This is a genomic window from Blastopirellula sp. SH421, assembly GCF_057808535.1.
Genome location: NZ_CM173712.1, coordinates 3,641,686 through 3,668,213, shown reverse-complemented (window position 1 = coordinate 3,668,213; position 26,528 = coordinate 3,641,686). Strand labels below are relative to the sequence as shown.

Here is a 26,528-nt window from a genome sequence, read left to right as displayed (position 1 = left end):
TTCATCGCCTGTTTCGATTTAGAGCCTATCCGGAGAGACTCTTACCGCTCGGTCGAAACTTGTACGCAAGTCCGACTCGTCGCGAATCGGTAGTACATATTCGTTCGGAGAGTGTCAGCCGCCCCAGCAACATCAGCCATTCGTTCTATTGGAGAACCTGCTCATGAAACGCCCCATTCTTCTCATCGCGGGAATCTTCTGGTTCGCCAGTCTTGCATTACCTGCTGTAGCAGATCAGACGAGTGACGAAGCGGCGATTCGTAAATCAGTCCAGGAATATTCGGAAGCGTTCAATGCTGGCAACGCCAAGGCGTTGGCTGCGATGTGGTCGGCAGATGCGGTATATACGAATCCCGCCAGTGGAGAGCAAGTCGTTGGCCGTGAAGCGATCGAGTCGCAGTTCACGACGATCTTTGCGGCGAACCAAGGGATCAAGATTAGCGTCAACACCAATTCCGTGCAATTCATTTCGCCCACAGTGGCCGCTGAATTTGGATCGGCGCAAGTGATCCGCGCCGAAGCAGAGCCAGAACAGTCAGAGTACACGGCGATCTACGTCAAACGCGATGGCAAGTGGCTGTTGGATCGCATCACCGAGGAAGAGATTCCGCTAGTACACTCCAACTATGAGCGGCTGAAAGAGTTGGAATGGATGATTGGATCGTGGGTCGATGAAGACGACCAAGCGACGGTCGAAACGACTTGCCAATGGACCAAGAACCGAAATTTCATCACGCGCATGTTTGCGATCACTGTCGGTGATCAAATTCAAATGTCGGGAATGCAGATCGTTGGTTGGGATCCGGCTAACAAGCAAATTCGTTCTTGGGTTTTTGACTCGGATGGCGGATTCGGCGAAGGGAAATGGAGCAAAAAAGGGAACGCTTGGCATATTCAAGTCAGCGGCGTCGCGCCGGATGGAAGCAAATCCGCGTCGGTAAACGTGATCACCAAACTGGATGACGACACGTTTACCTGGCAAACCGTTTCGCGAATCGCAGGCGGAGAATTGTTGCCCAATATCGACCCGGTGACCGTCAAACGAAACCTAAGCGAGAAATAACCGAGCGACCTGACCTTTCGGATTTTCTCAACGCATCTATCCATCTCTCAGGAGATTCTCATGAAACGCATCGTCACTGTAGTTCTGGTTGGACTCGCCATGAGTCTGGTGGTCGCCCATGACCTCTCCGCTCGCGGTGGTCGAGGCGGTGGCGGAGGAGGCGGTGGTCGTGGAGGCGGCGGGTTCAGCGGAGGCGGCGGCTCACGCTCTACAGCCAGTCGATCCCCAGCGGTTAGCCGCCCGGCGTCGCGACCTTCGACTCCCAGCGCATCACGTCCAAGTACATCACGACCGAGTCCTGCTCGTCCAGTCGCTTCGAATCCAGGCACACGACCAGGCGGAGCTACGCGTCCCTCCACAACACCAGGTACGCGGCCTAGCACTCGACCTGGGGGCGCCGCAGGAACTCGTCCTGGCGCGGCTGGGGGAGCTCGTCCCAGCTCCAATGATCTCCAAAATTTTCTGGGGCTTAGTCCCTCTACGGGCGCAAGGCCGAGTAACCTGCCGGCTTCACGACCGACTACCTTGCCAGGCAACGCCGCTGCCGGAATCGCCGGCGGCGTCGCTGGTGGGATTGCCGGAAGCGCTGCCGGCGATTTTCTGCGAGACTCGGGGGCACGCCCTGGAAATCTGCCTGCTGATCGTCCCGGTGCAGGCGACCGACCAGGTGCGGGAGCTCGGCCAGGCGCTGGTGATCGGCCAGGTGCTGGCGAGCGTCCGATTGCCGGCAATCGGCCTGACCGAATCGAAAACCGCGGCGACCGTACGCAGAATCGCACTGACCGACGCAACGAAATCCGTGATCAAGTCCACAACCATCCGGTCCGTGATTTCTGGTCTGATCACCCTCTGTGGGGCACTTGGGCAATCACGCGACCATTCCGTTGGGCAGCTTGGTCCGGCATGACCGGTTGGGTCGACTACGGCTGGACCGAACCTTCGTATTACAACTACGGCGACAACGTCTATTACGAGGACGGTTCGGTATACTACGGTGATCAAGCAGTCGCGACCGAGGAAGAATATGCGGCCCAGGCAGAAGAGATAGCCGCGAGTGCGCCTGAGACTCCGGCAGCAAATAGCGAGTGGATGCCGCTAGGCGTTTTTGCGTTGACCGAGGATGGCGCAAAATCTGGCCCCGATCCGACGATCTTTTTGCAGTTGGTGCTCAGCAAAGAGGGTGTTTTGTCGGGAACCCTCAACAATACCGTCACCAACACGACGCAAACCATCGAAGGAATGGTCGACAAAAAGTCGCAGCGATCTGCCTGGAATGTGGTCGGCAAGTCACGACCGATCATGGAAACCGGCATTTACAACTTAACGCAGGACACGGCGCCGGTTCTTGTCCACTTTGAAGACGGCTCTACCCAACAGTGGCTCCTCGTACGTCTGGACGATCCCGATGCTCCCAAACCTTAAGGCCAATGGAACTCAAATGATGTCGAGGCGGCCGTCTCGCGTTTGAATCCGGTCGTCAACGCCGCTGGCACAACCGTGCTCGGCGTGCTACCGATGCTGCAAGACGTATTCTGGGTCGCCCTTGCCGTCACGATCTTTTTCGGTTTGATTGTCGGGACGTTGCTGACCATGGTGATGGTCCCTTCACTGTACGCGCTGCTGTACGGCATCAAAGTGCCGGATAACTAAGATCCCAGACTCTCAGTAAGGCTCTTTCAGAAAACCAAAATATGGCTCCCGCCGGCCGCGACTTCGAAGGCTTAAAAGAGTCGGTAGCGTTCTGGGGGCAATCGATTGAAGTGGCCAATCATCTATTTCCCTCGCTTGCGCAGCGGGCTAGGGAGCAGGGAAGCCGATGCAGGGGAACGCGTTTTTTTAGTGCGCTGATAGCCAGGCGTCTAGATTCGTCGTTTTTTCTATGACCAGTTGGTCTTGTTCTAGCGTGGTGACGGCTGCGGCGTGATCTGCTTGTTGGGCCAAGGCGGTGAAGCCTTGTTGGGGGCCTAGCACGCTGATCGCTGACGCCCAGGCGTCGGCTTGCATGGCGGTGGGAGCGAAGACCGTTACCGTGCGGCTGGTGGTGACGCCGTATCCGGTGTGTGGGTTGAGGATGTGCGAGTAGCGGAGCCCGTCGATCTCGACAAATTGATAGGCGTCGCCAGAGGTTGCGACGCCGCAGTTGGCTAGTTCGACCTGCATCACCTCGGCGTCTGGCTGTTGGGACTGTGCGACCGAGATCTTCCAGCCGGCGGTCATCGGCGGCGCGGCGCCGATCGCCATGTCACCGCCGGCGTCGACCAGCGCGTGGGGGCAGCCGTGAGCTTGCAGGGTCTTCAGACCGGCGTCAATGATATAGCCTTTGGCGACTCCACCGAGATCAATCCGCATGTTGGCGGACGTCAGTTGTGCGGTGTGTGACGCGGGGTCAAGCTGCAGTTTAGTGTGGCCGACGGCTGGCAAGAGTTCGGCAATTGCTTGGGGATCAATCTGTTGGCGGCGGCGCATCCGGCGCCAAGCTTTGGTGAGCGGGCCGACGGTGACATCAAAGCCGCCGCCGGTGGCTTGGCTGACTTTTTGAGAGTAGGCAAGTACGTCCCAAAGCTCCGGGCCGATCTTTATTTTGCCGGGGCTGGATTGGCCGAGCCGCGAGACTTCGGAGGTGGCTTCATAATCGCTCAGGATTGCGATAAGGCGATTCATCTCGGTGAACGAAGCTTCGATCGCCTGCTGAGCGGCGGATTGAGAATCGGCGTAGACCACGACTTTGGCCACCGTGCCCATCAGCGGACGAACGGCCTCATAACGTTCGAGCGGCGGCGCCGAAATAGCGACTTGACAGCAGAGACAGAGCAGGGGGGCGGCGATCCAAGCAGAGCGAAACATCGAGAACTCAATCAGGCGAGTGAAATTGGAGTCGCTCTATTATACCTTCCGTCTTGGGGGAGCGCCTGATTTATGAAAAATGTCTGAGAAAGTGGGACCGGCCGAGGAAAAGCAACCCGCATCGGAGCGGTAGGGAGGCTCGATGCGGGTTGCGGGCAAACGGTCTGCAAGGGGCTGGTAACCTTGCAAACCGTTGGTAGCAAAAGCGGAGGTTGGCGGTCAACCCGCGAGCAGCCAATGTCGATCGACAACCATCCGGTCAAAGCAATATTGATTTGTGGATGAGGAGCGTCGCGCAGAGGGCTGCGGATCTTGGCGTGCAGCAAACCTGCGCGGCGGCGTGATGCGACAATGTCGCCGCCGCCGCTCAGGTGCTGGGGATCTTGCCTGGGCTCTGGTGATTTGCGGCTGGGCTAATGCGGGGTGCTTCGGCGGTGTTCCAATTTTGGGTTGAGATGTCAAAAAGTGCAAAGGTAGTTAGAATTAAAAAACATTCATGTGATCGCAGTGCTGCCGGAGCGTTACAGTAGGATTATTAGATAAAGCGGCAGAGCAGTTGCCGCTGGGGTCGTACATACGAAGCCTGGATTGCCGTAATGCATATTTTAGTCGTCGAAGACGAGCAACTGCTGGGAAAGTCGCTGTCGCGCGGGTTAACCGAGGCAGGCCATGAATGCACGTGGGCGCGTAGCGGCGAGAAGGGGCTGGAACACGCGCGCACGCAGCAGTACGACGCGATCTTGCTGGACTTGATGTTGCCGGGGATTGGTGGGCTAGAAGTGGTGCGAGCGCTGCGTGAAGAAGGTATCCGTACGCCGCTGTTGATCTTGACGGCGCTCGGTTCGGTGGATGATCGCGTGCAGGGGCTGGATCACGGGGCGGACGACTACATGGTCAAGCCGTTCGCATTTCCAGAGCTGCTGGCCCGATTGAACGCGATGTGGCGCCGAGCAAGCCCGCGACCGGCGCTGAATTATGCAGCAGGTCCCCTGGCGTTGGACCTGGGAAGCCGCAAGGTGACGCGCAGCAACAAAGAGATTGATCTTTCGCCGTCGGAATTTAGCATCTTAGAACTGCTAATGCGGCACGCAGGCCAGATCGTCTCGCGAAAGATGCTGAATGAGCATCTGTGGGGCCAAGATTGGAACGGGATGACCAACGTCATTGACGTTCATATCAATCACCTGCGGCAAAAAGTGGATCGAGGATTTGACGAGCCGCTGATCCATACCGTGCGAGGACGGGGCTATGTATTGCGAGCCGGTTAGTTGACGCACTGTCTTGAAGTTGTGCTAGCGATCGTCGCTGCCGCTCACACAAAATAAAGCAGACGATTTTAAACCTTGAAAGTAATGCATGGGTTCGCTCTCTCCTGGGATCAGCGACTATTGGAAGACGCTAAAAACGACGTCTCAAACGCTTCGTTTTCGCCTGATGATTTGGAATGCGATTGTCGTGTTGCTTGCCGCAGGTGCAACATTAGCAGGGCTGCGCGAGGGAGTGCGCTATGCGCTGTATCATGAAGTGGATCAGCTGTTAGCAGAGGATGTTCGGCAGATTGAATTGATGCTAAGTGAGCGTCCGGTGGATCTTGTGGACGTGCGGCAGACCCTGGAGCAGCATGCCGAAGGTCACTTGCAGCATGGTTGGTTTGTGATCTTTCTGGATCCACAATCCGACATCATTTGGGCCAGCACCAAAGCGCCGCGCGAGGCGATTCAATATGCCCAGCCAATCCTTGACTCACGACCAATCGAAGTCGATTCAATTCGTTTTGTGCAGCACGATTTGGCGCCGCCGCAAGATGGGATTGCAGCGATTCGACTGGGAACAAGCATGCGGCCGATCTGGGAAGATCTGGCGCGCGTGGATCGCCAGGTTTTGGTCGCGTCGGGCATTGTCTTGGTGCTGGCTCCACTGTGCGGATATTGGCTCGCAGGCCGCGCGACCGAGCCGCTATCGGAGATGATCCGCGCCTCGGCCCGCTTGCGACCCAGCCATCTCGAAGAACGCTTGCCGTGGCGCGGCACAGGCGACGAAATGGATCAGCTCGCCGCGACGATCAACGGGCTACTTGATCGGATTGCAGTCCATGTCGAGCGCAAACAAGACTTGCTGGCCAATGCAGCGCATGAGCTGCGAACGCCTCTGGCTGCGATTCGTAGCAGTATTGAAGTGACGTTGAACGAGCCGCGACCGGTCGAAGACTACCAAGAGTTGCTGGGCGAACTGATTGAAGAAAACTATCATCTTGAAACGTTGGTCAACCAGTTGCTGCTGCTTTCGGAAGCCGAGTCGGATCGCCGCTTCTTTCATCTGCAGCCGATGTCGCTGGATCATGCAGTGCAGAGATCGGTCGATATGTTTCGCGGCGCCGCCGAAGAAAACGGCCTAACGCTGCATAGCGAATTGGAGTCGTGCTGGGTTCGCGGCAATATCGAGCATTTGCGTCAGGTGGTGAATAATCTGCTGGATAACGCAATCAAGTTTACTCCTCAGGGAGGACGGATCGACGTTTTGATAAGTAAGTCGGCCGACGGCTTGATGGGCGAACTATCAATCGCCGACAACGGTTGCGGAATTCGCGAAGAAGATCACGAGAAGGTCTTTGAACGCTTCTATCGCGGCGATCGCATGTGCGTCCCCGGCGAGCCGGCGCAAGGAACTGGGTTAGGACTCAGCATCTGCGCTGCGGTTGTCGCATCACACGGCGGTACGATCCGACTTGAAAGCGCACCTGATGTCGGGACCACTTTCCGCATCATGCTGCCAACCTTCGATCCCGAAACCGAAGTAAGCAACGGCGACGACGGTGAACAAACGGTCGGCGAGTCAGCGCAACAAGCGGCGAAGTAGCTTGGTCAGGAAGAGAAGAATGGAACACTGCTGGGCCACGGATGAAGAACGGGAAGGCACGGGAAGAAAAATGAGTTTACGCCTAATTCTTCGTGCCGCAGTGGGTTTGCTAAATTAGCCCAGGCTCAGTCCACTGCGGGTGACCAAGCCGGTGAGTTGACTTCTGCAGCGTGTTCCGCTGGCACAGAAAATTGCGGCGGTGTAATTGTCAACGCTCGGCGTCGCGACTCCTCTATAAATCGGTTGACTCTGTAATCTCGATAGGCGGCCATCGTTTTACGATGGGCGAACAGTGCAACCAAAATGCAGACTGGAATCAGCATCCAAATGAGTAACAATTGTCGTAAGTTAATTTGATGCTTGCCGCAATTGATGCGGTTCGATTCCATTTTAGGGGAACTCATAACGAAAGATCTTGTATTGTCGGATGAATAACAATTCGTGCAACAAAGTGCCGCCGCTTTTCTTTTTTAGAATTCTAGACGAGTCTTTCTAACTAGGCGGCATCACCTGATCGGCAAAGGTGCTTGGATTTCATACCAAGAGACTAAAACAGCCGCTCAACAATAAGCGGCTGCTCAAATCTTATGAAGCTTTAGCGATTCACCCTCTATCGAGAGCGATAACCACCACCGCCGTAACCACCGCCACCAATTCCGCGGGGGCGCTCTCCGCGGTCTGAAGATCCGCTGCTGGCGGTGGATGCTGAGGAAGTGGAGCTGGTGGATGTTGTCGAACTGCCGCCCCCCAGCGCTTCTTTGGCGGTGATAAAGCCGTCGCCGTTCAGATCGTACCGGGCGAACTCGGCCGCTTTGGTATCGGACCACGCGGCCGAGTATTCGCTCATGTGGATCTGGCCATCTTCGTCAGCATCGTTGCTGTTGAACCAATCGGGCAGGCCTTTCGGTAAGCGCTCAAGCGGGCTCAAAAAGCGATAGGTGTCCACTTTTTGGCCTTCGCTGCGACTTGATGCAAAGGAGGATTTGCTGGCGAAGCTCGAAATGCGGCTGGCCAATTCATCAGCCGAGATCTTGCCATCTTTGTTCTTGTCGTAATTGCCTAGATCGTCTTTGAACCATTCCTCTTTTTCAAGGAAGCCGCTTTTGTTTTTGTCATGTTGATACAGCATCGACTTGGCGTTCTTTTGGATATCGCCTTGGTCGCCAGCGCCGCGTCGGTCGTCGCCTGCTTCGGATTTCTCTTCGTCACGATTGCCCGAGAAGCCAGCGACGCGTTTGGCCAGTTCCAAGCGATCCAGCTTGCCATCTTTGTTAATGTCAGAGCCTTCGGGTGGAGTACGCCAGCGAGCGCCGGGCCATTCATAATCGTCGAGAAAGCCGTTTTTGTCTTTGTCGTAACTGGCTAGCATCTTGTTGACGCTGTCGATCGTTTTTTGGTCAAACTTGTTTTCGAGCGCCAGACCGGTGTAAGGGGGAGGCGCGTCAAAGCCTTGGGCCGCTTCGAGGCCTGCTTCTTCGCCAAAGCCGGGGACCGTCTCGGGGACGCCCCCTTCACGCTGTTTGTTGATCGCAGCGGTCAGTTTTTCGATGTTGATGGGGCCCTTGTCGGTGTAGCCAGAACTCTCTTTCATCCGGTCGAGAAAACCGCGGGCACGATCGGAAACTTCAATATCATCCAGCACGCCGTTGCCGTTTTCGTCCATCCGTTTTAGCATTTCGGTCGGATCAAAGCTGCGACGTCGATCGTCGCCACCACGCCCGCCCCGGTCATCATCGCGATCGCCGCGGCGGTCGTCTCCACCGCGGTCCCGTCTGCGATCCTCATCGCGATCCTCACGGTCACTGTCGCGATCATCACCGCCGCGTCCGCCCCATCTGCCGCGATCACCACCGCGATCTCCACGGTCACCGCCGGGCCCACCGGGAGGTTGTGCTTGGATGGTTGTGGGAAGTGAGAGTGCTAAAATCAGCAACAACAGGAAGCTTCGCATATTGGAATCGTCCCAAGGGGAGGATCAAAGTCGATGAAGGCGTGGGGTACTTATTATTAACCAAACAGCCGCCGGCTTGTTTCGGTTTTATCCGAATCGCAGTCGAAATCGCCGGAACCTCGGGCCCTCTCGTGGGTTAGATTTGTGGTGGTGATTTCCAAATTGGCCCATTCAGGGCGTTTTTGTCTTCTCGTCGTGGAAAGTATGGTCATGAAATTGCGCATGGCAGGTTTGTCGCTAATGGTTGCGGCGCTTGTGGTTACGTTCGGTTCGCTAGCATCGGCTCAAGGGCCTGGCGGTCGTGGACCGGGTGGTTTTGGCGGCCCAGGCGGCGGTTTCGGCGGACCTGGCGGTGGGGGGGACGAGTTTGGCCTGTTGATGAGCGAGCAAGTCCGGCAAGAGCTGGAAATCCCCGACGCTCAATTTGAAGAAATCCGCGAAATTCAGAACTCAGTTCGAGAACAAATGCGGGAAGTCTTCCAAGGGATGGGCAATTTTCGCGAGATGAGCGAAGAAGAGCGGGCCGAATTCCGCGAGACCATGCAAACCAAAATGGCTGACATTCAGGTCGAAGTGAAGACGCAATTGGAAGGCGCTTTGCTGCCGCATCAATTAAATCGCTTGCGACAGATCACGTTGCAGCAGCAAGTCGCTCGCGGCGGCGGCCCCGGCGGCGGATCAGGAGCGGCCAATGCGCTTAGTAATCAGCGCGTGGTTGAAGCGTTGGGTCTGACCGAAGAGCAGGTTGCCGAGTTGAAGGAAAAGCGAGAAGAAGTAGCCCAAAAGCTGCGTGAAAAGCTTGCCGCCGCCCAAAAAGAAGCAGAAGACGAACTGCTGAGCGTGCTGACGCCTGAGCAGCAAAAGAAATGGAAAGAGCTGCTCGGCGAACCGTATGAGATGCAAATGGGCGCTTTTGGTGGTCGCGGCGGCCCGAATAACCGTGGTAATCAGCCCAATCAGCGTGGCCCGGCGCCATCGGGCAACTAACAGCCGGTTGAAACGCGCCGCCGTGGCGTTTTTCAACCTTGCCAGGCTCAGAGCGGAGCTCCTCACGGCTCGCAAAATGACGAATTACATCGCTATTTTGGCGTCTCATCCATAAGATGCAGCAGCCTGTGGAGAAAAACCACAGGCTGCCAAGCGTGCGAGCGAAGATCCTCCAGCAATTCCCCTGGTTCGCCCGCACGGGCCAGGGGTTTTTTGTTTCAGTATTTTCTGTTTTGCGAAACTTTGACGCGATTTTACGCGTTGGAGCTTAGTAGACGAACAAACTGCTGAACAAATCGACCAATCTGGGGGACGAACAGTTACAATAGCCAATACATCCTCTTTTTCATCCCTTATCCCCTCATCTGCCCCAATCATGGTTGAAGCCGGCGAAATCTTGGTGCGTCATGGATTGATCTCCAACGAACAGTTAGAGATCGTTCGTCGAGAGCAGAAACTGCCCGGCGACGCGATCGAACGCGCCGTGGAGTTGGGATTTGTTGAGGAAGAAGATGCGCTCAAAGCGCTGGGGGTGGAAGTTGGTCTCGATTTTGTCGATTTGACCACCGCCGAGATTGATCTGTCGCTGTTGAAAACGTTGCCCCAGCGATTGATCTATCGTCAGTCGTTGTTTCCGCTGCAGCGCCGCAACGGCAGCGTGATTGTCGCGACCAGCGATCCGTTTGACCTGTATCCGCTGGACGAGGTGGCTGCGGTGACCGGGTTGTCGGTGATTCCGGTGTTGGCTTCCCGCATCGAGATCGCCAAGCTGATCAAAGCCAACTTGGGGGTCGGCGGCGAAACAGTCGAAGGGTTGCTGGCGCTCAAAGAAGAAGATACCAGCAACGATATCGAACTGTTGGACGATATCGAGTCGGACGGCTCCGAGCTTTCTGAGATGGCTCAAGAGGCCTCGGTGGTGCGACTGGTCAACGAGATCATGTTTGAAGCGATCGAATCTCGGGCGAGTGACGTTCATATCGAATCTCAGGGGAGCGGCCTAGTCGTGCGGTATCGCATCGACGGCATGCTTCACTCGCAGCCGGTGCCGCCGGAGATCAATTATTTTCAGGCGGCGATTATTAGTCGTTTGAAGATTATGGCCCGGTTGAACATCGCCGAGAAACGCTTGCCGCAAGATGGTCGTATCAAACTGAAGGTCCGCGGCCGCGAGATCGACATCCGCGTTTCGATGATCCCGATGATTCACGGCGAAAGCATCGTGATGCGTATTCTCGACAAGGGATCGCTCAAGTTTGACTTGCGTGAGCTGGGGATGGATGAAGACGTCTACCAGCAATTCAAAAGCATCATCTCGCTGCCGCATGGAATCGTACTGGTCACTGGGCCGACCGGTTCAGGCAAAACAACGACTCTTTACAGCTCACTGTTAGAAATTCAGGACGAGTCGACCAAGATCATCACGACCGAAGACCCGGTCGAATATCAGCTAGACGGGATCAACCAGATTCAGGTTCATCCCAAGATCGGGCTCACCTTCGCCGCATCGCTACGCAGCATTTTGCGTCATGATCCAGATGTGGTGCTGGTCGGTGAAATTCGAGACAAAGAGACCGCCGAAAATGCGGTGCAAGCCTCACTCACAGGGCACTTGGTGTTCAGCACGTTGCATACCAACGACGCGGCTGGCGCTTTTGCGCGCATGATCGACATGGGAGTCGAGCCCTTTTTAATCGCCAGCACGATCGAAGGGGTGATGGCCCAACGCCTGGTGCGCAAGCTGTGCCCTCATTGCAAGGTCGCCTACGAGCCGAAACGGTCAGAACTGCCGGCCGACTTTCCCTGGGATGACTTTATTGCGGCCGGCGGCAAGTTGCACCAGCCGACCGGTTGTCGTCAATGTCGTGGAGTCGGCTATCGCGGTCGGATGGGTATTTATGAACTGTTGATCACGACCGAAGAAATTCGGGAACTCGCCTCCGAAGGGCTGAGTACGCACCGCATCAAACAGATCGCCAAACAAAACGGCATGCTGACATTGCGACAGTATGGCTGGCGCAAAGCGCTGAGCGGCGATTCGTCGGTCGAAGAAATCTTGCGAGTCACCAAGCCAGAATCGGTACAAGTTTCTCCTTCGCCTGCGTAGTTTCTTAGGCTGAACTAATTTCACTTTCTGTTGTAACGACTGATGCCCGACTTCACATACATCGCGCGAGATACTACCGGCCGCAAGGTGAACGGCGTGTTGTCAGCGGCGACCGAACGCGACGTGATTACGCAGTTGGCGGGCAAGTCGCTGTTTCCGATCGAAGTCAAAGCCGAAAGCAAGGGAGGCAGCTTCCAGTTTGGCGGCAAACGGGTCAGCGCCCAACAAGCGGCGGTTCTTTACGCGCAACTTTCTTCGTTGATCCGCAGCGGCGTGCCGCTGATGCGATCGTTGAAAGTGCTGCGTGAACAAGCGTCAAACGCCGCGATGCAAGCGGTGCTGGATGACATTGTCAGTCGCGTCGAAGAAGGCGCGTCACTGGATGAAGCGATGCGCCGACACCCGAAGGCGTTCAGCGAAATGGCGACCAACATGGTTCGCGCTGGGGCCGAGGGTGGCTTCCTTGAAGATGCGCTCGATCGCGTCGCCAAATTCACCGAAGATCAGGAAGACCTCAAGGGACGCACGATGAGTGCGCTGGCCTATCCGGTTTTTCTCGGCGTGGTCGGATCCTTTGTGCTTGGCTTTTTGCTGTTGGTCTTTGTGCCGCAGTTTGATGAGTTGTTTGCTCGGTTGCGTGAGCGGGGACAATTGCCGGCGATTACCGATTGGCTGTTGTGGTTTAGCACGTCGGTCAAAAATTTTGGGCTCCCCATTTTGATCGGACTGGTCGTGCTGGTCTTTTACCTCAATGTGCAATTAAAGACCGCGGCAGGGCGGCAACGTTGGGACTGGATCAAAATCAAAATGCCAATGTTCGGCCCGATTTTACTGTCGCTGGCGGTCGCACGGTTTTGCCGCGTGTTGGGAACCATGCTGAAAAACGGCGTACCGATTATCCGCTCGCTGGAGATCAGTCGTGACGCCGCCGGAAATTTGATTTTGGCCAAAGCGATTGAAGACGCTTCGGAGAATATCAGCGCCGGCGAATCGCTGGCGAGTCCGTTGTCGGCGTCTGGCTACTTTCCGCGAAACGTGGTCGAAATGATCAGCGTCGCGGAAGAGTCGAACTCGTTAGATACAGTGTTAGTTGAAATTGCCGACGGTCTCGAGAAGCGGACTTCGCGCAAGCTTGACCTGACCGTGCGATTATTAGAGCCCATGATGCTGTTGGTGATGGCGAGCATCGTGCTTGTCGTCGTCATCGCGCTGCTGCTGCCGATCTTCCGCATGAGCAGCAGTTTGTAAGACCTTTTTTCGTTTAATGGATAGGAGTGAGTTTAGCTATGTCGCATCAGCGCAATCGCCGTCGGCGTCGCGGTTTTACGTTGTTGGAAGTGTTGCTGGTCCTTGTGATCTTGGTGATTTTAGCCTCGTTCGCTGGCGTCGCAATTTTCAGCAGCTTCGATCAAGCGAAAGAAAAAAGCACGACCGTTCAAGCTTCGATGTTGGAGCAAGCTTGCAAGACGTACTTGCTGAACATGGGGCAGTTGCCCGAAAAGCTAGAAGATCTGATCGTTGCGCCGGCCGGTTCGACCAAGTGGAAAGGGCCTTACCTAGAAAAAGAGACGCTGCCGAAAGATGCGTGGGACAACGATTTTAAATACAAGAAGACCGCGACCGGCATGCCTGACGTTTATTCGGCTGGCCCCGATGGCGTGGAAGGTTCGGCGGACGATATTCAATAAGCTGGGCGTATATGCAGAATCACCTTGTCAGTTCGTGCTCACGACGCTCTCGCGGTTTTACGCTGCTAGAGCTGCTTGTCGTGTTGACGTTGCTGGTGATTCTGCTGTCCTTGGCGGCGCCCAGCATCTTGGCGCCGCTTCGTTCGCAGCGGCTGAAAAGCGCCGCCGATGCAATTTGCGCCGAGTTTGGCAAATCGCGCGTCGAAGCGATGGAGTCGGGACGCGTCCGGATGTTCCGTTTTCAGACGGATACCGGCAATTATGTGGTCGAGCCTTGGTTGAGGGCCAGCGATACGCAAGAGAATAATCTGGTCGGCGAAGGGGACCGCGTTGTGGGCAACTCGCTGATTACGCAATCGGTCGAAGCGGCGACTCGACAGGAGACCTTGCCGGAAGGGATCGTCTTTATGGCAGAGCAGGTGGAGATTGATCTGCGCTCTTATGAAACGACCGATGGCCAAATCGCCGAAGGCGGCTCGTCAGAACAGTCGCGGCCGATCTTGTTTTATCCAGACGGCACCACTTCCGACGCAAAGGTCGTGCTGAAGTCGGATGATGGTTCGATGAAGATGGTCAAACTTCGCGGCTTGACTGGGATCGCCAAGATCGCAGATGTCGAGTCGTCGGAGGAATTGTCGCAATGAACGGGACCTCGCTTCCATGTAGTCCGCAGCGCAAGCGAGGGAAATACGCTCCTCAATCGCCAGACGCTTCGAAGTGCGGACCGCTTTCTTCTCGCTTGCGCCTTTTAAAGTTGCGCAGTTGGATGATAAAGACAGAAGGGAACCTGGCTTTCGCAAAGAATGAACGGAAAGACTCGGTAAGAACGAAGTCGAAAACGTTCACACTAGCCCGCAGCGCCAGCGAGGGAATCCGTCTGACGATTCCAAACCGGTTCGAAGTAGCCAAGCGGATTCCCTCGCTGGCGCTGCGGGCTAGTGTTCCATCGCTGCGAAAAGGCGCATCTTCAACAGGTGCAAGCCGAGGGAGTGCGACCGACCTTACCCAACCGGTTCGTCGTAACCAGCCTAGTTCGCTCGGCTTGCCGCTGGGGCTAGTGCGCCAGCGGTTCGAAATAGCGCAATCACAAAACTTGCACTGCGGGCTACGAAGAAACACTGCCGGCTTCTCGCTCTTGGAAGTTGTCTTGGCATTTGCGATCCTCGCTGGCTCGTTAGCCGTGTTGGGGCAACTGATCAGCATTGGTTTTCGCAGTGCTCGCGAAGCGGAAGGATTGACCGAGTCGCAGATGCTTTGCCAGAGCATTATGGACGAGATTATTGTCGGTGTTCGCTTGCCGGATCCGGTGCAAGATATCCCGATCGACATGCTGAGCGATACCGAAATTGTGCTGCCTGCTCGCACGGTCGAGTGGTCCTATTCGATTGACTCGCAACCGGCTCCGATGGAAGGCTTGTTGGCGGTCCAGGTGTCGGTCCGTCGGATCAACGCGACGTCATTGGCCGATGCCGATCAGTTTCAACTGATTCGCTGGATCCCTGATCCCGAGGCCGAACTGCTAGAGATGCCTGAGTCGAGTGATCCCAATTCGACCAACAGCACCAGCGGAGGTTCGATATGAGTCGCCACACTCGCGGTCGCTCGCTCCGTTTTCGTCTGCAACGTCATGGGCTTTCGCTGCTGGAATTGATGGTTGCGTCGGCGATTGCAGTCGTATTGATGGCGGCGGTTAGCGCGGCGATACAAATGTATTCGCGCAGCGTTGATGTTGGCCGCACGAATATCGAAGAAGCGCAATTGGGCCGCGCCGTAATGAAATTAATGGAGGACGACCTCCGCAATTGCATCTGGAAGAATGAAATCGACTTCTCGTCGGTCGAGGCGCTGGCCGCTGGATCGACATCAGGCGCACTCAGTTCGCTGACCGGCGATGCGACTTCTGCGATCGACGCTTCTGCCGCCAGCAGCGCGCTGGGGGATACGACTGCGTCAGACGCCAGCGCTGCAACGACTGACCTGGCCGCTTCTACGGTGCCTGCGATGCAAATTGGTTTGTATGGCAATGCGACCGAGTTGCAGTTTGATATGAGTCGTTTGCCGCGCGTCGATGAGTACGATCCTGAATACGTCGGATTTCGCTCGCAGAAACTGGCCGATCGACCCAGCGACGTGAAAACGGTCACTTACTATCTGCTGATCCCAGGCTCGGCCAATCAAGGAACAGTGGGCGACCCTGCCGATGCAACAGCCGAGCAGTCAGGCTTGGTGCGCCGCGTGCTGGATCGCTCGGTGACGCAATGGGCGCTGCAAAACGGCGACACTCAACAACTGGATGCGACTGCCGAAGTTCTCGCTTCGGAAGTTAGTTTTTTGAACTTTCGCTATTTCGACGGCTACGAGTGGTACACCGAGTGGGACTCTTCAACGATGGGCGGTCTACCGCTTGCCGTAGATGTTGTGATCGCGATTCGTTCAGCCCTGGATCGCGGCGGCGCCGCCGACAGCGGTGAGACAATCGAAGTTGGGCTTGCCGAAGGGGACTTGGTATATCGTCGTCTGGTACGGATTCCGATCGCCGTGCCGATTGATCCCAATGCCGAAGAAGAAGCGTTGCCTGCCGAAGACTCTAGTTCGGGGGCCGCTTTATGAGTCGCCGCAAAGGGAAATCAGCTCGCCGCGGCGCCATCCTGATTGTGGTGCTGGTTGTGGTGATGATGCTTACGCTTGGCGCCTATGCGTTTACGGAGTTGATGCAGACCGAAAACCATGCGGTGCAGTTAACCGGTCGCCAGATTCAAGCTCGTGCATTGGCCGAGTCGGGTGAGTCGTTTTTGGAATCCTATCTCGGTCAAGAGCAGGAAGCCATCACAGAGTCGGGCGGGATTTATGACAACCCGCAGATGTTTCAGGGCCAGTTGATCATTGATGACGAAGAAGACGAGCGGCAACGTGGACGGTTTACGGTATTGGCCCCGCTGGTTGACGCTGATGGCTATCTCAATGGAATTCGCTACGGTCTAGAAGATGAATCCTCAAGACTGAATCTCAACGCGCTCTTGATGTTGGAGGAGCAGTCGAGCAGCGCCTCGGGCGCTGCGAGCGCTGCCGGTCTGGCAGGCGCCAGCGGAGCCGCCGACGCATTGGCGTCAAGCTCTAGCACCTCGTCACTTGCCGGTTTAGCGAGTGACCCGGCGCTGACATCCGGTAGCACCGGTCGGCAATTGCTGATGGGCTTGCCCGGCATGACGGAAGATATCGCCGACGCAATTCTCGATTACATCGATGAGGATGACGAACCACGCGAGTTTGGCGCTGAAGTTGACTATTATTCCGGACTCGACCCTCCGTACGCACCCAAAAACGGGCCGCTAGAGACAGTCGAAGAATTACTGCTGGTGCGCGGCGTGACGCCGCAGTTGTTGTTTGGACGGGATGAAAATCGGAACGGCGTGATCGATCCACAAGAGATGGCCCTTTCGCCTGACGCGGATCGCTTTGAGCAGGAGATGTTGAACGAAGCGCCGGAACGTGGTTGGACTTCGTATTTGACCCTGTACGGCATGGAGAAGAACTACGGCCTTGATGGTGCGCAGAAGATCTTTATCAATGACCAGGATCTACAGAATCTGCATACGCGTCTGCTAGAAGTGGCGCCACAAGAGTGGGCTGATTTTATTGTCGCTTATCGCTTGTATGGCGCCGGCACAGCTCCCACCAATGCGACCAATACCAACTATGTCACGACGGTCAAGTTAGACTTCACCCAGCAGCCCAAAGCAACCTTCTCCAGTGCGCTGGATTTGATTGATGCGGTGGTTTCGGTCAGCGCAGCAGGTGGCGGCGGTGGCGGAAATTCCAACGGACAAAATTCGAGTCAGGGGGGCGGCCAGATGATGAAGTCTCCGTTCCAGCAACTGAACGCGGCAGAGTGGATGCCTGATTTTATGTCGCTGCTAACCGTGAATGAGTCCCCGATCATCCCCGGTCGCATCAATATCAATCAGGCGCCGCGTGAACTGCTGGTCGCGATTCCCGGTATGACCGAGGAAGCGGCCGAAGCGATTATCGCGAACCGCGTGCCGGTTGCAGACGAAGAGAACCCGATGCGGGCCTACGAGACCTGGATCTGGATGGAAGGACTGGTCACGCTGGACGAGATGAAGACCTTGTTGCCGCTGGTCAACGCCGGCGGAAACGTCCATCGAGCCCAGATTGTCGGTTATTACGAGGGGGGACTGGCATTTAGTCGGCATGAAGCCGTAATTGACGCTACTCAGCCCGAGCCACGGCTATTATTGTGGAGAGATATCAGTCATCTCGGGCGCGGGCATCCCTTAGAGGTTTTGGGACTCGGCCTTGGATTTTCGGGCGCAGCCAACTAACCGGAGCGTACGCCTAATGGCGAAGTTGATTGGAATCGAATGGGACGGCAGTGAAATTCGCGTCGTCGTCGCGCGCACGCGCAGCGGCGGCGTGACGATCGAATCCGCGTTTGCTGCGCCGCGCACCAGTGATCTCGCCGAATCGATTCGGACTGCACTGTCCGATCGCAATATTGCCACCGGCCCAGTCTGCGTCACGTTGTCGCGCAGCGCCGTCGAACTGCATGTGCTGACATTGCCGCCGGCGCCGGCCGAAGATCTGCCCGACATGGTTCGCTTTGCGGCGATTCGTGAATTTACAGCGCTGACGGATGATTGGCTGCTTGATTATACGCCGATCGAAGTCAACGCCGTCGGCCAGACAATCGTGTTGGCGGCTGGGATTTCGGGCAAAGGATTAAAAGGGATTGAGACCCCTTGTGCAGCCGCTGGCTTGGTAGTTGAGCAAGTGGGCGTTCGTCCGCTAGCGGCTGCTTCGCTGATGGCGCGGGACCCGCGCCACATGTCGGCGGTCGCGTTGGTGGTCGAATCGAGTTCGGACGATATCGAGCTGACAATCATTGCCGATAGCGCCGTCGTCTTTACCCGCTCGACGCGTCTGCCAGGCGAAGAAGGAAGTGAAGAACGCGCCAAAGCTTTGCAGTTGGAAGCACGCCGCACGTTGATCGCTGCTCGCAATCAACTTGGTGCGCATAGTGTCGAAAAAATCATTCTGGTCGGTCAGGAAGAACTGTCCGGGATGAAATCGTCGCTCGCTGCGACCTTAGGGTTGCCTGCCGAGTTGTATGATCCGTTTACCAGTCCTGCGGTCAAATACAGCGGCGCCGAAAAGGTGCTCAATCGGGGCCGCTACGCCGGTTTGTTAGGGCTTCTCGTTGATCAGGCAGTCCCTTCCGAGCGATTGCTGGACTTGCGTAATCCGCGTCGTCGGCCGGCGCCGCCGAGCAGACGCAGCTTGTATGTCACCTACGGATCGGCTGCTGCGATTGTTGCGATATTGGTCGCCGGGCTGATCTGGATGCGGCTCAGTTCGCTTGATAGTGAGATTGAAGCCGCTAAGACGAAGCTGGCCGGCTTGAAAGAATCGAACCAAGCGGCGGTCGCGCAGCAATTGGATGTCGAAAAAATCGATCGCTGGCTCGAGTCGAACGTGCAATGGCTCGATCAGGCGTATTGGATGGCGACCACTTTGCCCTCGGCCGAAGAGGCGATCCTATCGCGTTTGCAAATGGACGCGTCTCAAACTGAAGGAGGCGTGATCACGCTAGACGGCTATGTCGCCGACGAAGGGGGAATCCAAAAGCTAGAGACCTCGCTCCGTGACGAGTCGCACCATGTCAGCAATCTCGGCAGCAAGCAGTCCGAAGTTTCTGGATATGCTTGGAATTTCCAAGAACGGATCATCGTCGCCAAACCAACCGAAACGCCGTTTGCCGAAGCAGAGCCGGCCAAGCAAGGTTCTGCCGCTGAGCCAGCAAAAGCTGAGCCCGTACCAGTAATTGAGGAGCCTGCGAAAGAGGAGCCTGCCAAAACTGAGCCTGCCAAAACTGAGCCGGTCAAAACTGAGCCGGTCAAAACAGAGCCCGCCGCAGAAGAAAGCGTCACCGGCAAATCGGAGGCCCAGTCATGAACCAACGCGAAAAAATTCTTGTCAGCCTTGTCGGTCTGCTGGTGGTGTTCGGCGTCATTTATCTTGGCTACGGCCGTTATGCGACGGCCTACGACCAACGCGCCAAACAGCTCGACGCTTTAAACCGCCAAATCAGCCAGGAAGAGTTCACCGAAATTCAGGCAATCCTCGCTGCGCAGCGATTGGCCACCTATCGTGATCACTGCCTGCCCGAGGATTATCGCGTTTCACAGTCGTTGTATTCCAACTGGCTGCACGAAAAAGTGGGCGAGGTCGGCTTTGAGGATGTGATCATCAAGCCGCTGAGCGGAAAAAAAGTGGGGATGCACTCCGAGTATGCGTTTAGCATCCGCGCGAAAGCGCCGCTGGCGCGGGTGACGCAGTTTTGCTACGAGTTTTATGCGTTCGACGTGCTGCACAAGGTCAAGTCGATGGTGCTTCGTCCCTTGCAGGGATCAGAAAACCTGGAGGTCGCGTTGACGGTGGAAGCGATCGGCGTTCAAGGGGTGAATGAACGGATCGACCCCCAGCAAAAGCGTCGAGAGCAGCTTGCCCATGGCGATTTGGCCGATTACCAAAAAGTGATCTTGGCCCGCGACTTTTTCCATCCCGGCAATAACCCACCAAAGCTAGTTTCGACCACCAAGCATTCGGCCGAAATGGGGAAGACATTTAGCTACGCGGTCAAAGCCGAAGACCCAGACAAAAAAGATCGTTTGACGTTTCAGTTGGGCGAAGGATTTCCGGAAGGTCTGCAGATCAGCGAGCGGGGCACGATCAGCTGGAAACCGACCGAATTGGGCGAGTACAAATTCAACGTGATGGTGCACGACGATCGACAGCCGACTGTCATGGACACGCAAGAGTTCACCATCGCCGTGGTCGAGCCCAAGCCAGAGATGAAGTCAGAACCGAAACCGTCGTTCGATGACGCCGAGCATGCTTTTTTGACCGCGACTATTGTCTCGGGCGCACAGCCCGAAGCCTGGGTCAGCCTGCGGACCAAAAACAAAATGCTCCGACTTAAGCCGGGCGAAGCGTTTGAAATTGGTCAGCTCAAAGGGAAGATTCTCTCGGTCGGTGACAAAGTGATCGAAATTCAGATCGGCGAAGAAACGGTGCAGCTACGCATCGGCCAACCACTCAGCGAGGCCCGCAGCGCGGCCGAGCTGTAGGCTTCTTTGATGCTCTTGGTTGGATTTCGACCGCGTCTCCACTGCGGTCGATTCTTCGGTGTTCTGGCGTGCGACAACGTGCAGATCCTCGACTCCTAATCTTGTTGGAGTCATCGCTAGCGGCGACCGCTGGCGCCAGCGGTGCTACACCGTGACTTGCCGAGGCGTTACAGCTTGCCACGCCTGGTAATCTGTGGCGCATTTTCGGGCGGGAATGCTTGTAGGGACTGCTTCTCATGTTCCGATTCAATCAATAAGTCAAAGTGCGCGGTCGATTCGCCCCGTGGGCGTAAAATCCGAAGAAGGGTTTACTGATGCTTGATTGCATATTGGGACAGAGAAGGTCACTTGTTATCGCGTCTCTCCTGCTAGCCGGGATCGCGGGAACGGCACGTTCTACTCTCGCCCAGGCTCCTGCCGCAGCCGGCGCACGCGAAATTCGCAGCTACTCGGTCGATCCAGAGCGGTTGCAGAACCTGCTAGAGGTTTTTCGCCAGCTGTACGCCCAGGAAAAAGGGGCGACATTTACGACAGACGCCAAAGGGTCAACCTTGGTGGTCGCCGCGCCAGAAGAGGTGCAAACGCAAGTCGATGCGTTCTTGAAGCGTTCTGGCTATTTGCGTGATGCGAGCAACAAGCCGGCGCCGGTGCGCGCCGCGACGCCGGTCGATAACGCCCGTCATCAGCAAACGCGTTCGCTGGGCAACGGCCTGGTGGAAGTCGAGATCAAACTGAATCAAGTTGATTGGCGTCAAATCGAGGCCCGCACTGCGCAGCTGTTGGGAGAACGTCCGCCGATCGCGCTGACCTCAGAAGGAGCGATCGCGACTCTGACATTGCCGACTCGCTCTGACAAAAAGATCGCGATGCAGATCTATCGCAACGACAATGTCGTGCAATTGCGTGGAGAAGAAGCCGGGGTGAAAGCTTGGACGCAGGTGGTGCATGCGATGGACGCACGACCGCGCAGCGATCAGTTTCGCACCGATCTGGTCTCGCTTCGCAACGCCAAACGCGAAGACGTGGCTGAAGCGTTGGCGCCTCTGACCGAAACCGATAATACCTCCGCCAAACGCGAAATCTTTGAGGCTCTGAAAAAAGTCGCTGGCAAACAACAGTTGCGTTGGAGCGGCGATATGGCGGCGATGATCTTTCAACCCGGCGAAGCTGCCGATGGCGCCGCGGATGCTCAGCCGGCTGCTGAACAACCGGCCGCCGATCAGCCTGCCGAGCAAATGCAGCCTGCGGCTGAAGATCAAGTTACGCTTGGACCAGAAGATGACGCCGGCTTGATTGGTCCGGTGCAGATCGAATTTTTGGAAGGCTTAGACGTGATTGTCGTCCGCGGTCATCGCCGCGACGTCGAACGGATTACCCGGATCATCAACGACATCGAACGCTTGAGCGCCGAAACCCAGCCGGTCATCGAAGTTCGCGAACTGCTGCACGCCAACAGCGAAGCCGTCGCCGCGACCATTCAACAACTATACGAAGATCTACTGCAAACTCGTTATGGCCAGGTCAGCATCACGCCGCTGGGGCGTCCCAATGCGATTTTGCTGATTGGTCGTCAACAAAGCGTCGACGGCATTCTGGAATTGATCGACAAGCTAGATCAACCGACCGGGCCCGAACGGATGCTGCGTGTCTTTCAGCTCAAGTATATTTCATCGGCCGACGCGCAAACGCGCGTGACCGAGTTCTATGCCGAGCCGACGGCGCTCAATCCGCGTGTTCGTTCGACCGCCGACTATCGCAGCAATGCGTTGATCGTGCAGGCCAGTCCGCGTGACATGGCCGAAGTCGAATACTTGATCCGTCAGATCGACGTCCCAGCCGCTGAGTCAAGCTTAGAATTGAAGATCTTTGAATTGCGGAACTCGCTGGCCGAAGATCTAGCGACCGTATTACAGGCGGCCATCACCGGTACGCCGGCGACCGGGACCGGTGGTCCGCAACAAGGGGGCGCCGCGGCCGCTCAGGTTCGCGCGGCGATGCTCTCGTTCATGACGCTTGATTCTCGCGAAGGGCAAATGCTGAAATCGGGGATCTTGACCGACGCTCAGATTACGGCCGATACTCGCAGCAATGCGTTGGTCGTCCGGGCGCCCAAAGACAGTATGGACCTGATTGGTGCGTTGATTCAGCGACTTGACTCGCAACCTTCGGCCGAATCGCAGATCAAAGTATTCACCATCGTCAACGGCGACGCCACTCAGTTGGCGACTATGCTGGAAACGCTGTTTGGGCTGGATGAAGGAACCACGCAAGGGCAACAGCCGTTTGCAATTGGCGCCGGCGGCGACAACACCTTGGTGCCGATCCGCTTTTCGGTCGACTCACGCACTAATAGCATCATCGCCTCGGGGCCGGCTTCTAGCTTGGCCGTGGTCGAAGCGATCTTGCTGCGATTGGACCAAGATGACGTTCAACAACGCCAGATGTTGGTAGTACGGCTGAAAAACTCCAATGCCGAACTTGTGGCTGGATCACTGACCGATCTGCTGCAGAACGAAAGCCAACTGCAATCGATCGACCCGAATCTGACCAGTTCGTTCCAACAGATTGCTCGTGAAGTGATTGTGGTGCCAGAGGCGTTTAGCAATAGCTTGATCATCACCGCAACGCCGCGGTACTTCAAAGAGATCGTAAAGATCGTCGAGGAGCTTGATGCACGTCCGCCGATGGTGATGATTCAGGTGCTGATCGCGGATGTGCGACTTGGCAAGATCGAAGAGCTCGGTTTTGAGTTTGGTCTGCAAGATTCGTTGCTGTTTGATCGCAGCACCGTTCAAAATGGAACGCTCAATCCTGGGTATGACTTTAACAACAATCCGCTTGGCAACTCTGCGAGTGCAGCCAGTTTGGCGACAGCCAACGCGGTTGGGTCGCAAGGTTTAACCGACTTTTCGTTGGGACGCACCAATAGTGGATTGGGCTACGGCGGCTTTGTCTTCTCGGCGGCCAGCGAATCGGTCAACGTGCTGATTCGTGCTTTGCAACAAGACAACCGGATGGAAGTCTTGGCGCGTCCGCAAATCATGACGATGGACAATCAACCGGCGTTTATTCAGGTTGGTCAGAAGGTGCCATACATTACTTCGTCGCAGGTGACGCAGAACGGTACGATCAATGCGACAGAGCTGATCAACACCGGTGTGATTTTGAGCGTGCAACCTCGTATCAGTCCCGATGGCATGGTTGTGATGTACGTGCAAGCCGAACGTTCGCAGGTGGGTGACGACTCAGACGGGATTCCGATCTCGATTAATGAAAACGGTGACGTGATCCGTTCGCCGCGGATTGATACCCAAACGGCGACGACCACGGTCAGTGCTCGTTCAGGACAGACCATCGTGTTGGGCGGTTTGATCCAAAAGACGACCACCGTTGTTTCGCGACGTGTGCCGCTTTTGGGCGATGTTCCGGTTCTCGGCTCTCTGTTCCGCTACGACAGCTTTGATGCGGCTCGTAGTGAATTGATGATCATTCTTACGCCGGTCGTGGTTGACTCTGATAACGACGTCGAACGTTTGCGAGAACAAGAGATGGGTCGCATGAGCTGGTGCTTGGCCGACGTGGCCGATATCTACGGCGCCGACGCGCTGTATGGCGTTGACCTATCGGTCCCCGAGGATGGCGGCATCCTAGAGATTCGCCCTGACCAAAATCCGTCGGCTCCGGTAGCGCCGGTAAAGGGCCAGCCTGAAACGATCCCGGCGCCTAATCAAACGCAACTTACGTTGCCGCCGATGAGCCCCGAGACGGCTCCTAATATGCCTCCTTACCAAGGGGCGAATGAAGCGAATTATGTTCAGCCGCAACTGGCTCCGGCGTCACTACAGCCGGCGACCTTCGGCGTGGCTCCGGCTGGCTACAACGGTGTAGCGCCCTATCAAGAGCAGCGGCCGGTTCGCCTGCCGTCTGTTCGGTAACCGAGTTGATACTGCTGCCACCGATCGCTATTCAATCGAAGCCAGAGACGAGAAAGGGACACCCGATGTTCCAGAAAAATAGCATGAAAGCCCGAAATACGACCATCCTGTTGCTGTTGGCCCTGCTCCTAACCGGCTGCAATACGATTACGCGTCGAGCGCCGCGCATGCCGTGGCAAGACAAGGATGAAGAAGAGTACGCACCGCCGGCCAAGCTGGTTGCGATCTGGAAAGACCAGGTTTACACGCCGGCCGGCGAACGGCCGACGCGTGGGTTTGGCGGACGCGTCTACTTTTATGACGCGGCCAGTAAGCCGGTCCGCGTTCGCGGCACGCTCAAAGTCTACGCGTTTGATGATGACAACAAAGCGAAGGGAGATGCAAATAAACCCGATCGCAAATACGTCTTTGAAGCCGAAGAGCTGCAAGATCACTACAGCATGTCCAAAATTGGGCACTCCTATAGCTTTTGGATTCCCTGGGACGCCGTCGGCGGCGAGCAACGCAGCATCACGTTGGCGCCTTACTTCCAGGGAGAAAAAGGTGCTGGCCTAGTTTCTGGTGATCAAAGCCGGACGCTATTGCCGGGAACGCCAAAGAAGCCGAGCGAGCACAATGCCGAAGAAGCAATCCCGCCGGGAATGCCGCAGTCGCCCTATTACGCTCAACCGGCTTCTTACATGCCGCCCAATCAACAACAGCAATATCCGCAGTATCCGCCACAGCCGAATCAATATCAGCAAAATCAATATCAGCCAAATTCCTATCAACCGCCGCGTCAGCAATTGCGGACGACGACGATTCCGGTGCCAACCACTTTAGAGCAGCGTCTGCTGATGCAGAGGGAGACCGGTACGCCGCGGCAAGCGGCGCCTGTGCCTGCTTATCGGCCATTTCCGACCGAGTCTCAGCCGCCTGAGCAGCACAAGTCAGAATTGGGTCCCAATCAATCGGTCAATTTTCAGAACGCCCAGTTTGGAATGCGAAACGGCGGAGGAATCCACTCCGGCGTCAACTTGCAAACCTACCAGCCCGACTTTCACAACTCGACCAAATACAATCAGTATCTAGCGACCGGCAGCAGACCTACTGGGGAAGCGGCTGTGGAGCAATACGCAACTCATTCTTTACCGCCGACACCCCCGGCTCCATCTTCACATATCGCTCCGCCAACGCGCGTATATCAGCCGAGTCAACCGACCCAGTCAACGTGGCCACAGGGCCTTCCATCGACACCGCAACGCTAGGCCAGGGAAGCGTCTTGCGGATCGAGCGGGCGACGGTGCTGGCCGGAATGATCGGGTGATTGAATTTAACCACCATCCGGGTCGGAATTCGTTTGTCGTCGCTTTCCGCCCCAAAATTTTGGCCGAACCCTTGGTTGCCAAACATGGCTCCCATCCCGCGAGCAAATTGATTCATCGAGTTCCGATTGGCCGTTTGGCCGCCGGCTGCGCTCGATCCAAAAGGATTGTTGGCGTTTTGTGAGGTCATTTGAGACGCGGCGGAGGCGACGTCTCCGGTCGAACCAGATGCCGAACTTGCGCCCGTCGTGCTACCGGTTCCTGAGGAAGTCCCATTTAACGAGGGAGCCGAAACCGCCGGAAGATTCGAAAAAGCCGAAGCGCCAGCGTTGATCGATTGCGCTGCGCCGCCCGAGTTGGTGGCGCCAAAGTTGGACGAGGGTTGTTGGAAGGTTTGTTGAGAAACGGTCGATTGGGCATAGGCCGAACCAAGCCACAACGGGCTCGCTGTGACCGAAGCGACAACAACCAGATATTTCAATCGCATATTTCTCTAACTCCCACAAAGAACCCGCGCTAACCGCATTATCTCGCGTTTTGATCCAAATGGCAATGCTTTTTGGATTCACCGCCCGGAGAGGCTGAAAAGATCGGGCTCTTCCCTAGAATCGTCGCCGTTGGCAAGCCGGGCACGCTCTTTCTGAT

Annotated in this window: 19 protein-coding genes; 16 read left to right on the top strand and 3 right to left on the bottom strand. The window is 56.3% G+C overall.

Going from position 1 to position 26,528, the window contains the following annotated elements; genetic code table 11:
* Positions 1-163 precede the first annotated feature (163 nt).
* From SH421x_RS15070 to SH421x_RS15060, 3 genes are read left to right on the top strand one after another with little or no spacing between them, the layout of a single operon-like run.
* Positions 164-1,063: a YybH family protein gene (locus SH421x_RS15070; protein ID WP_488850116.1), complete on the top strand. Its 900-nt coding sequence runs from the start codon at positions 164-166 to the stop codon at positions 1,061-1,063.
* Positions 1,064-1,123: 60 nt separating this feature from the next.
* Positions 1,124-2,485 carry a hypothetical protein gene (locus SH421x_RS15065; RefSeq protein ID WP_488850115.1) on the top strand — a complete coding sequence of 454 codons (1,362 nt, stop codon included), beginning with the start codon at positions 1,124-1,126 and terminating at the stop codon, positions 2,483-2,485.
* 42 nt (positions 2,486-2,527) lie between these two features.
* Positions 2,528-2,713 (top strand): hypothetical protein, encoded by a 186-nt coding sequence (locus SH421x_RS15060; RefSeq protein ID WP_488850114.1) that lies wholly within the window; start codon positions 2,528-2,530, stop codon positions 2,711-2,713.
* A gap of 186 nt (positions 2,714-2,899) precedes the next feature.
* Here the strand turns inward: SH421x_RS15060 and SH421x_RS15055 are convergent, their stop codons facing one another.
* Positions 2,900-3,907, bottom strand: coding sequence for an FAD:protein FMN transferase (locus SH421x_RS15055; RefSeq protein ID WP_488850113.1), 1,008 nt, complete (start codon positions 3,905-3,907; stop codon positions 2,900-2,902).
* Positions 3,908-4,503: 596 nt separating this feature from the next.
* Between SH421x_RS15055 and SH421x_RS15050 the strand changes: the two genes are divergently transcribed.
* Together SH421x_RS15050 and SH421x_RS15045 are read left to right on the top strand one after the other, a co-directional pair.
* Positions 4,504-5,175, top strand: coding sequence for a response regulator transcription factor (locus tag SH421x_RS15050; protein WP_488850111.1), 672 nt, complete (start codon positions 4,504-4,506; stop codon positions 5,173-5,175).
* 88 nt (positions 5,176-5,263) lie between these two features.
* On the top strand, positions 5,264-6,763 hold the full coding sequence (locus tag SH421x_RS15045; RefSeq protein ID WP_488850110.1) for a sensor histidine kinase: 1,500 nt from the start codon (positions 5,264-5,266) through the stop codon (positions 6,761-6,763).
* Between the two features lie 610 nt (positions 6,764-7,373).
* On the opposite strand, the gene SH421x_RS15040 is transcribed toward SH421x_RS15045, so the two are convergent.
* Positions 7,374-8,714, bottom strand: coding sequence for an EF-hand domain-containing protein (locus SH421x_RS15040; RefSeq protein WP_488850109.1), 1,341 nt, complete (start codon positions 8,712-8,714; stop codon positions 7,374-7,376).
* 210 nt (positions 8,715-8,924) lie between these two features.
* On the opposite strand from SH421x_RS15040, the gene SH421x_RS15035 reads away from it, so the two are divergent.
* From SH421x_RS15035 to SH421x_RS14985, 11 genes are all read left to right on the top strand, one after another.
* On the top strand, positions 8,925-9,701 hold the full coding sequence (locus SH421x_RS15035; protein ID WP_488850108.1) for a hypothetical protein: 777 nt from the start codon (positions 8,925-8,927) through the stop codon (positions 9,699-9,701).
* A gap of 376 nt (positions 9,702-10,077) precedes the next feature.
* Positions 10,078-11,808 (top strand): GspE/PulE family protein, encoded by a 1,731-nt coding sequence (locus SH421x_RS15030; RefSeq protein WP_488850107.1) that lies wholly within the window; start codon positions 10,078-10,080, stop codon positions 11,806-11,808.
* A 42-nt stretch (positions 11,809-11,850) separates the two neighbouring features.
* The gene (locus tag SH421x_RS15025; protein ID WP_488850105.1) at positions 11,851-13,056 is read left to right on the top strand and encodes a type II secretion system F family protein; all 1,206 of its coding nucleotides are present in this window, start codon (positions 11,851-11,853) and stop codon (positions 13,054-13,056) included.
* A 38-nt stretch (positions 13,057-13,094) separates the two neighbouring features.
* On the top strand, positions 13,095-13,496 hold the full coding sequence (gspG, locus tag SH421x_RS15020; RefSeq protein ID WP_488850103.1) for a type II secretion system major pseudopilin GspG: 402 nt from the start codon (positions 13,095-13,097) through the stop codon (positions 13,494-13,496).
* Positions 13,497-13,507: 11 nt separating this feature from the next.
* Complete coding sequence (locus tag SH421x_RS15015) at positions 13,508-14,140, top strand: prepilin-type N-terminal cleavage/methylation domain-containing protein (RefSeq protein WP_488850102.1); 633 nt, start codon at positions 13,508-13,510, stop codon at positions 14,138-14,140.
* Between the two features lie 503 nt (positions 14,141-14,643).
* Positions 14,644-15,078, top strand: coding sequence for a hypothetical protein (locus SH421x_RS15010; protein ID WP_488850101.1), 435 nt, complete (start codon positions 14,644-14,646; stop codon positions 15,076-15,078).
* The gene (locus SH421x_RS15005) at positions 15,075-16,106 is read left to right on the top strand and encodes a PilW family protein (RefSeq protein ID WP_488850100.1); all 1,032 of its coding nucleotides are present in this window, start codon (positions 15,075-15,077) and stop codon (positions 16,104-16,106) included. Before SH421x_RS15010 ends, SH421x_RS15005 begins: the two co-directional genes overlap by 4 nt.
* Positions 16,103-17,839 (top strand): type II secretion system protein GspK, encoded by a 1,737-nt coding sequence (locus tag SH421x_RS15000; RefSeq protein ID WP_488850099.1) that lies wholly within the window; start codon positions 16,103-16,105, stop codon positions 17,837-17,839. The genes SH421x_RS15005 and SH421x_RS15000 overlap by 4 nt, the downstream gene beginning before the upstream one ends.
* 16 nt (positions 17,840-17,855) lie before the next feature.
* A complete protein-coding gene (gene pilM, locus SH421x_RS14995; RefSeq protein WP_488850098.1) occupies positions 17,856-19,469 on the top strand; it encodes a type IV pilus biogenesis protein PilM in 1,614 nt (537 codons plus the stop codon).
* Entirely contained in the window at positions 19,466-20,644 is a 1,179-nt protein-coding gene (locus tag SH421x_RS14990) for a putative Ig domain-containing protein (RefSeq protein WP_488850097.1), read from the top strand. Before pilM ends, SH421x_RS14990 begins: the two co-directional genes overlap by 4 nt.
* 314 nt (positions 20,645-20,958) lie before the next feature.
* A complete protein-coding gene (locus tag SH421x_RS14985; RefSeq protein ID WP_488850095.1) occupies positions 20,959-24,579 on the top strand; it encodes a secretin N-terminal domain-containing protein in 3,621 nt (1,206 codons plus the stop codon).
* Positions 24,580-25,665: 1,086 nt separating this feature from the next.
* Here the strand turns inward: SH421x_RS14985 and SH421x_RS14980 are convergent.
* A complete protein-coding gene (locus tag SH421x_RS14980; RefSeq protein WP_488850094.1) occupies positions 25,666-26,370 on the bottom strand; it encodes a BON domain-containing protein in 705 nt (234 codons plus the stop codon).
* Between the last annotated feature and the right edge of the window lie 158 nt (positions 26,371-26,528).

Excerpts from the sequence above, each read along its gene's own strand:
- SH421x_RS14980 (WP_488850094.1), bottom strand. The coding sequence starts at position 26,370 with ATGCGATTGAAATATCTGGTTGTTGTCGCTTCGGTCACAGCGAGCCCG.
- SH421x_RS15035 (WP_488850108.1), top strand. The coding sequence starts at position 8,925 with ATGAAATTGCGCATGGCAGGTTTGTCGCTAATGGTTGCGGCGCTTGTG.
- SH421x_RS15015 (WP_488850102.1), top strand. The coding sequence starts at position 13,508 with ATGCAGAATCACCTTGTCAGTTCGTGCTCACGACGCTCTCGCGGTTTT.
- SH421x_RS15030 (WP_488850107.1), top strand. The coding sequence starts at position 10,078 with ATGGTTGAAGCCGGCGAAATCTTGGTGCGTCATGGATTGATCTCCAAC.
- SH421x_RS15070 (WP_488850116.1), top strand. The coding sequence starts at position 164 with ATGAAACGCCCCATTCTTCTCATCGCGGGAATCTTCTGGTTCGCCAGT.
- SH421x_RS14985 (WP_488850095.1), top strand. The coding sequence starts at position 20,959 with ATGCTTGATTGCATATTGGGACAGAGAAGGTCACTTGTTATCGCGTCT.
- pilM (WP_488850098.1), top strand. The coding sequence starts at position 17,856 with ATGGCGAAGTTGATTGGAATCGAATGGGACGGCAGTGAAATTCGCGTC.
- SH421x_RS15065 (WP_488850115.1), top strand. The coding sequence starts at position 1,124 with ATGAAACGCATCGTCACTGTAGTTCTGGTTGGACTCGCCATGAGTCTG.
- gspG (WP_488850103.1), top strand. The coding sequence starts at position 13,095 with ATGTCGCATCAGCGCAATCGCCGTCGGCGTCGCGGTTTTACGTTGTTG.
- SH421x_RS15040 (WP_488850109.1), bottom strand. The coding sequence starts at position 8,714 with ATGCGAAGCTTCCTGTTGTTGCTGATTTTAGCACTCTCACTTCCCACA.
- SH421x_RS14990 (WP_488850097.1), top strand. The coding sequence starts at position 19,466 with ATGAACCAACGCGAAAAAATTCTTGTCAGCCTTGTCGGTCTGCTGGTG.
- SH421x_RS15050 (WP_488850111.1), top strand. The coding sequence starts at position 4,504 with ATGCATATTTTAGTCGTCGAAGACGAGCAACTGCTGGGAAAGTCGCTG.
- SH421x_RS15025 (WP_488850105.1), top strand. The coding sequence starts at position 11,851 with ATGCCCGACTTCACATACATCGCGCGAGATACTACCGGCCGCAAGGTG.
- SH421x_RS15005 (WP_488850100.1), top strand. The coding sequence starts at position 15,075 with ATGAGTCGCCACACTCGCGGTCGCTCGCTCCGTTTTCGTCTGCAACGT.
- SH421x_RS15045 (WP_488850110.1), top strand. The coding sequence starts at position 5,264 with ATGGGTTCGCTCTCTCCTGGGATCAGCGACTATTGGAAGACGCTAAAA.
- SH421x_RS15055 (WP_488850113.1), bottom strand. The coding sequence starts at position 3,907 with ATGTTTCGCTCTGCTTGGATCGCCGCCCCCCTGCTCTGTCTCTGCTGT.
- SH421x_RS15000 (WP_488850099.1), top strand. The coding sequence starts at position 16,103 with ATGAGTCGCCGCAAAGGGAAATCAGCTCGCCGCGGCGCCATCCTGATT.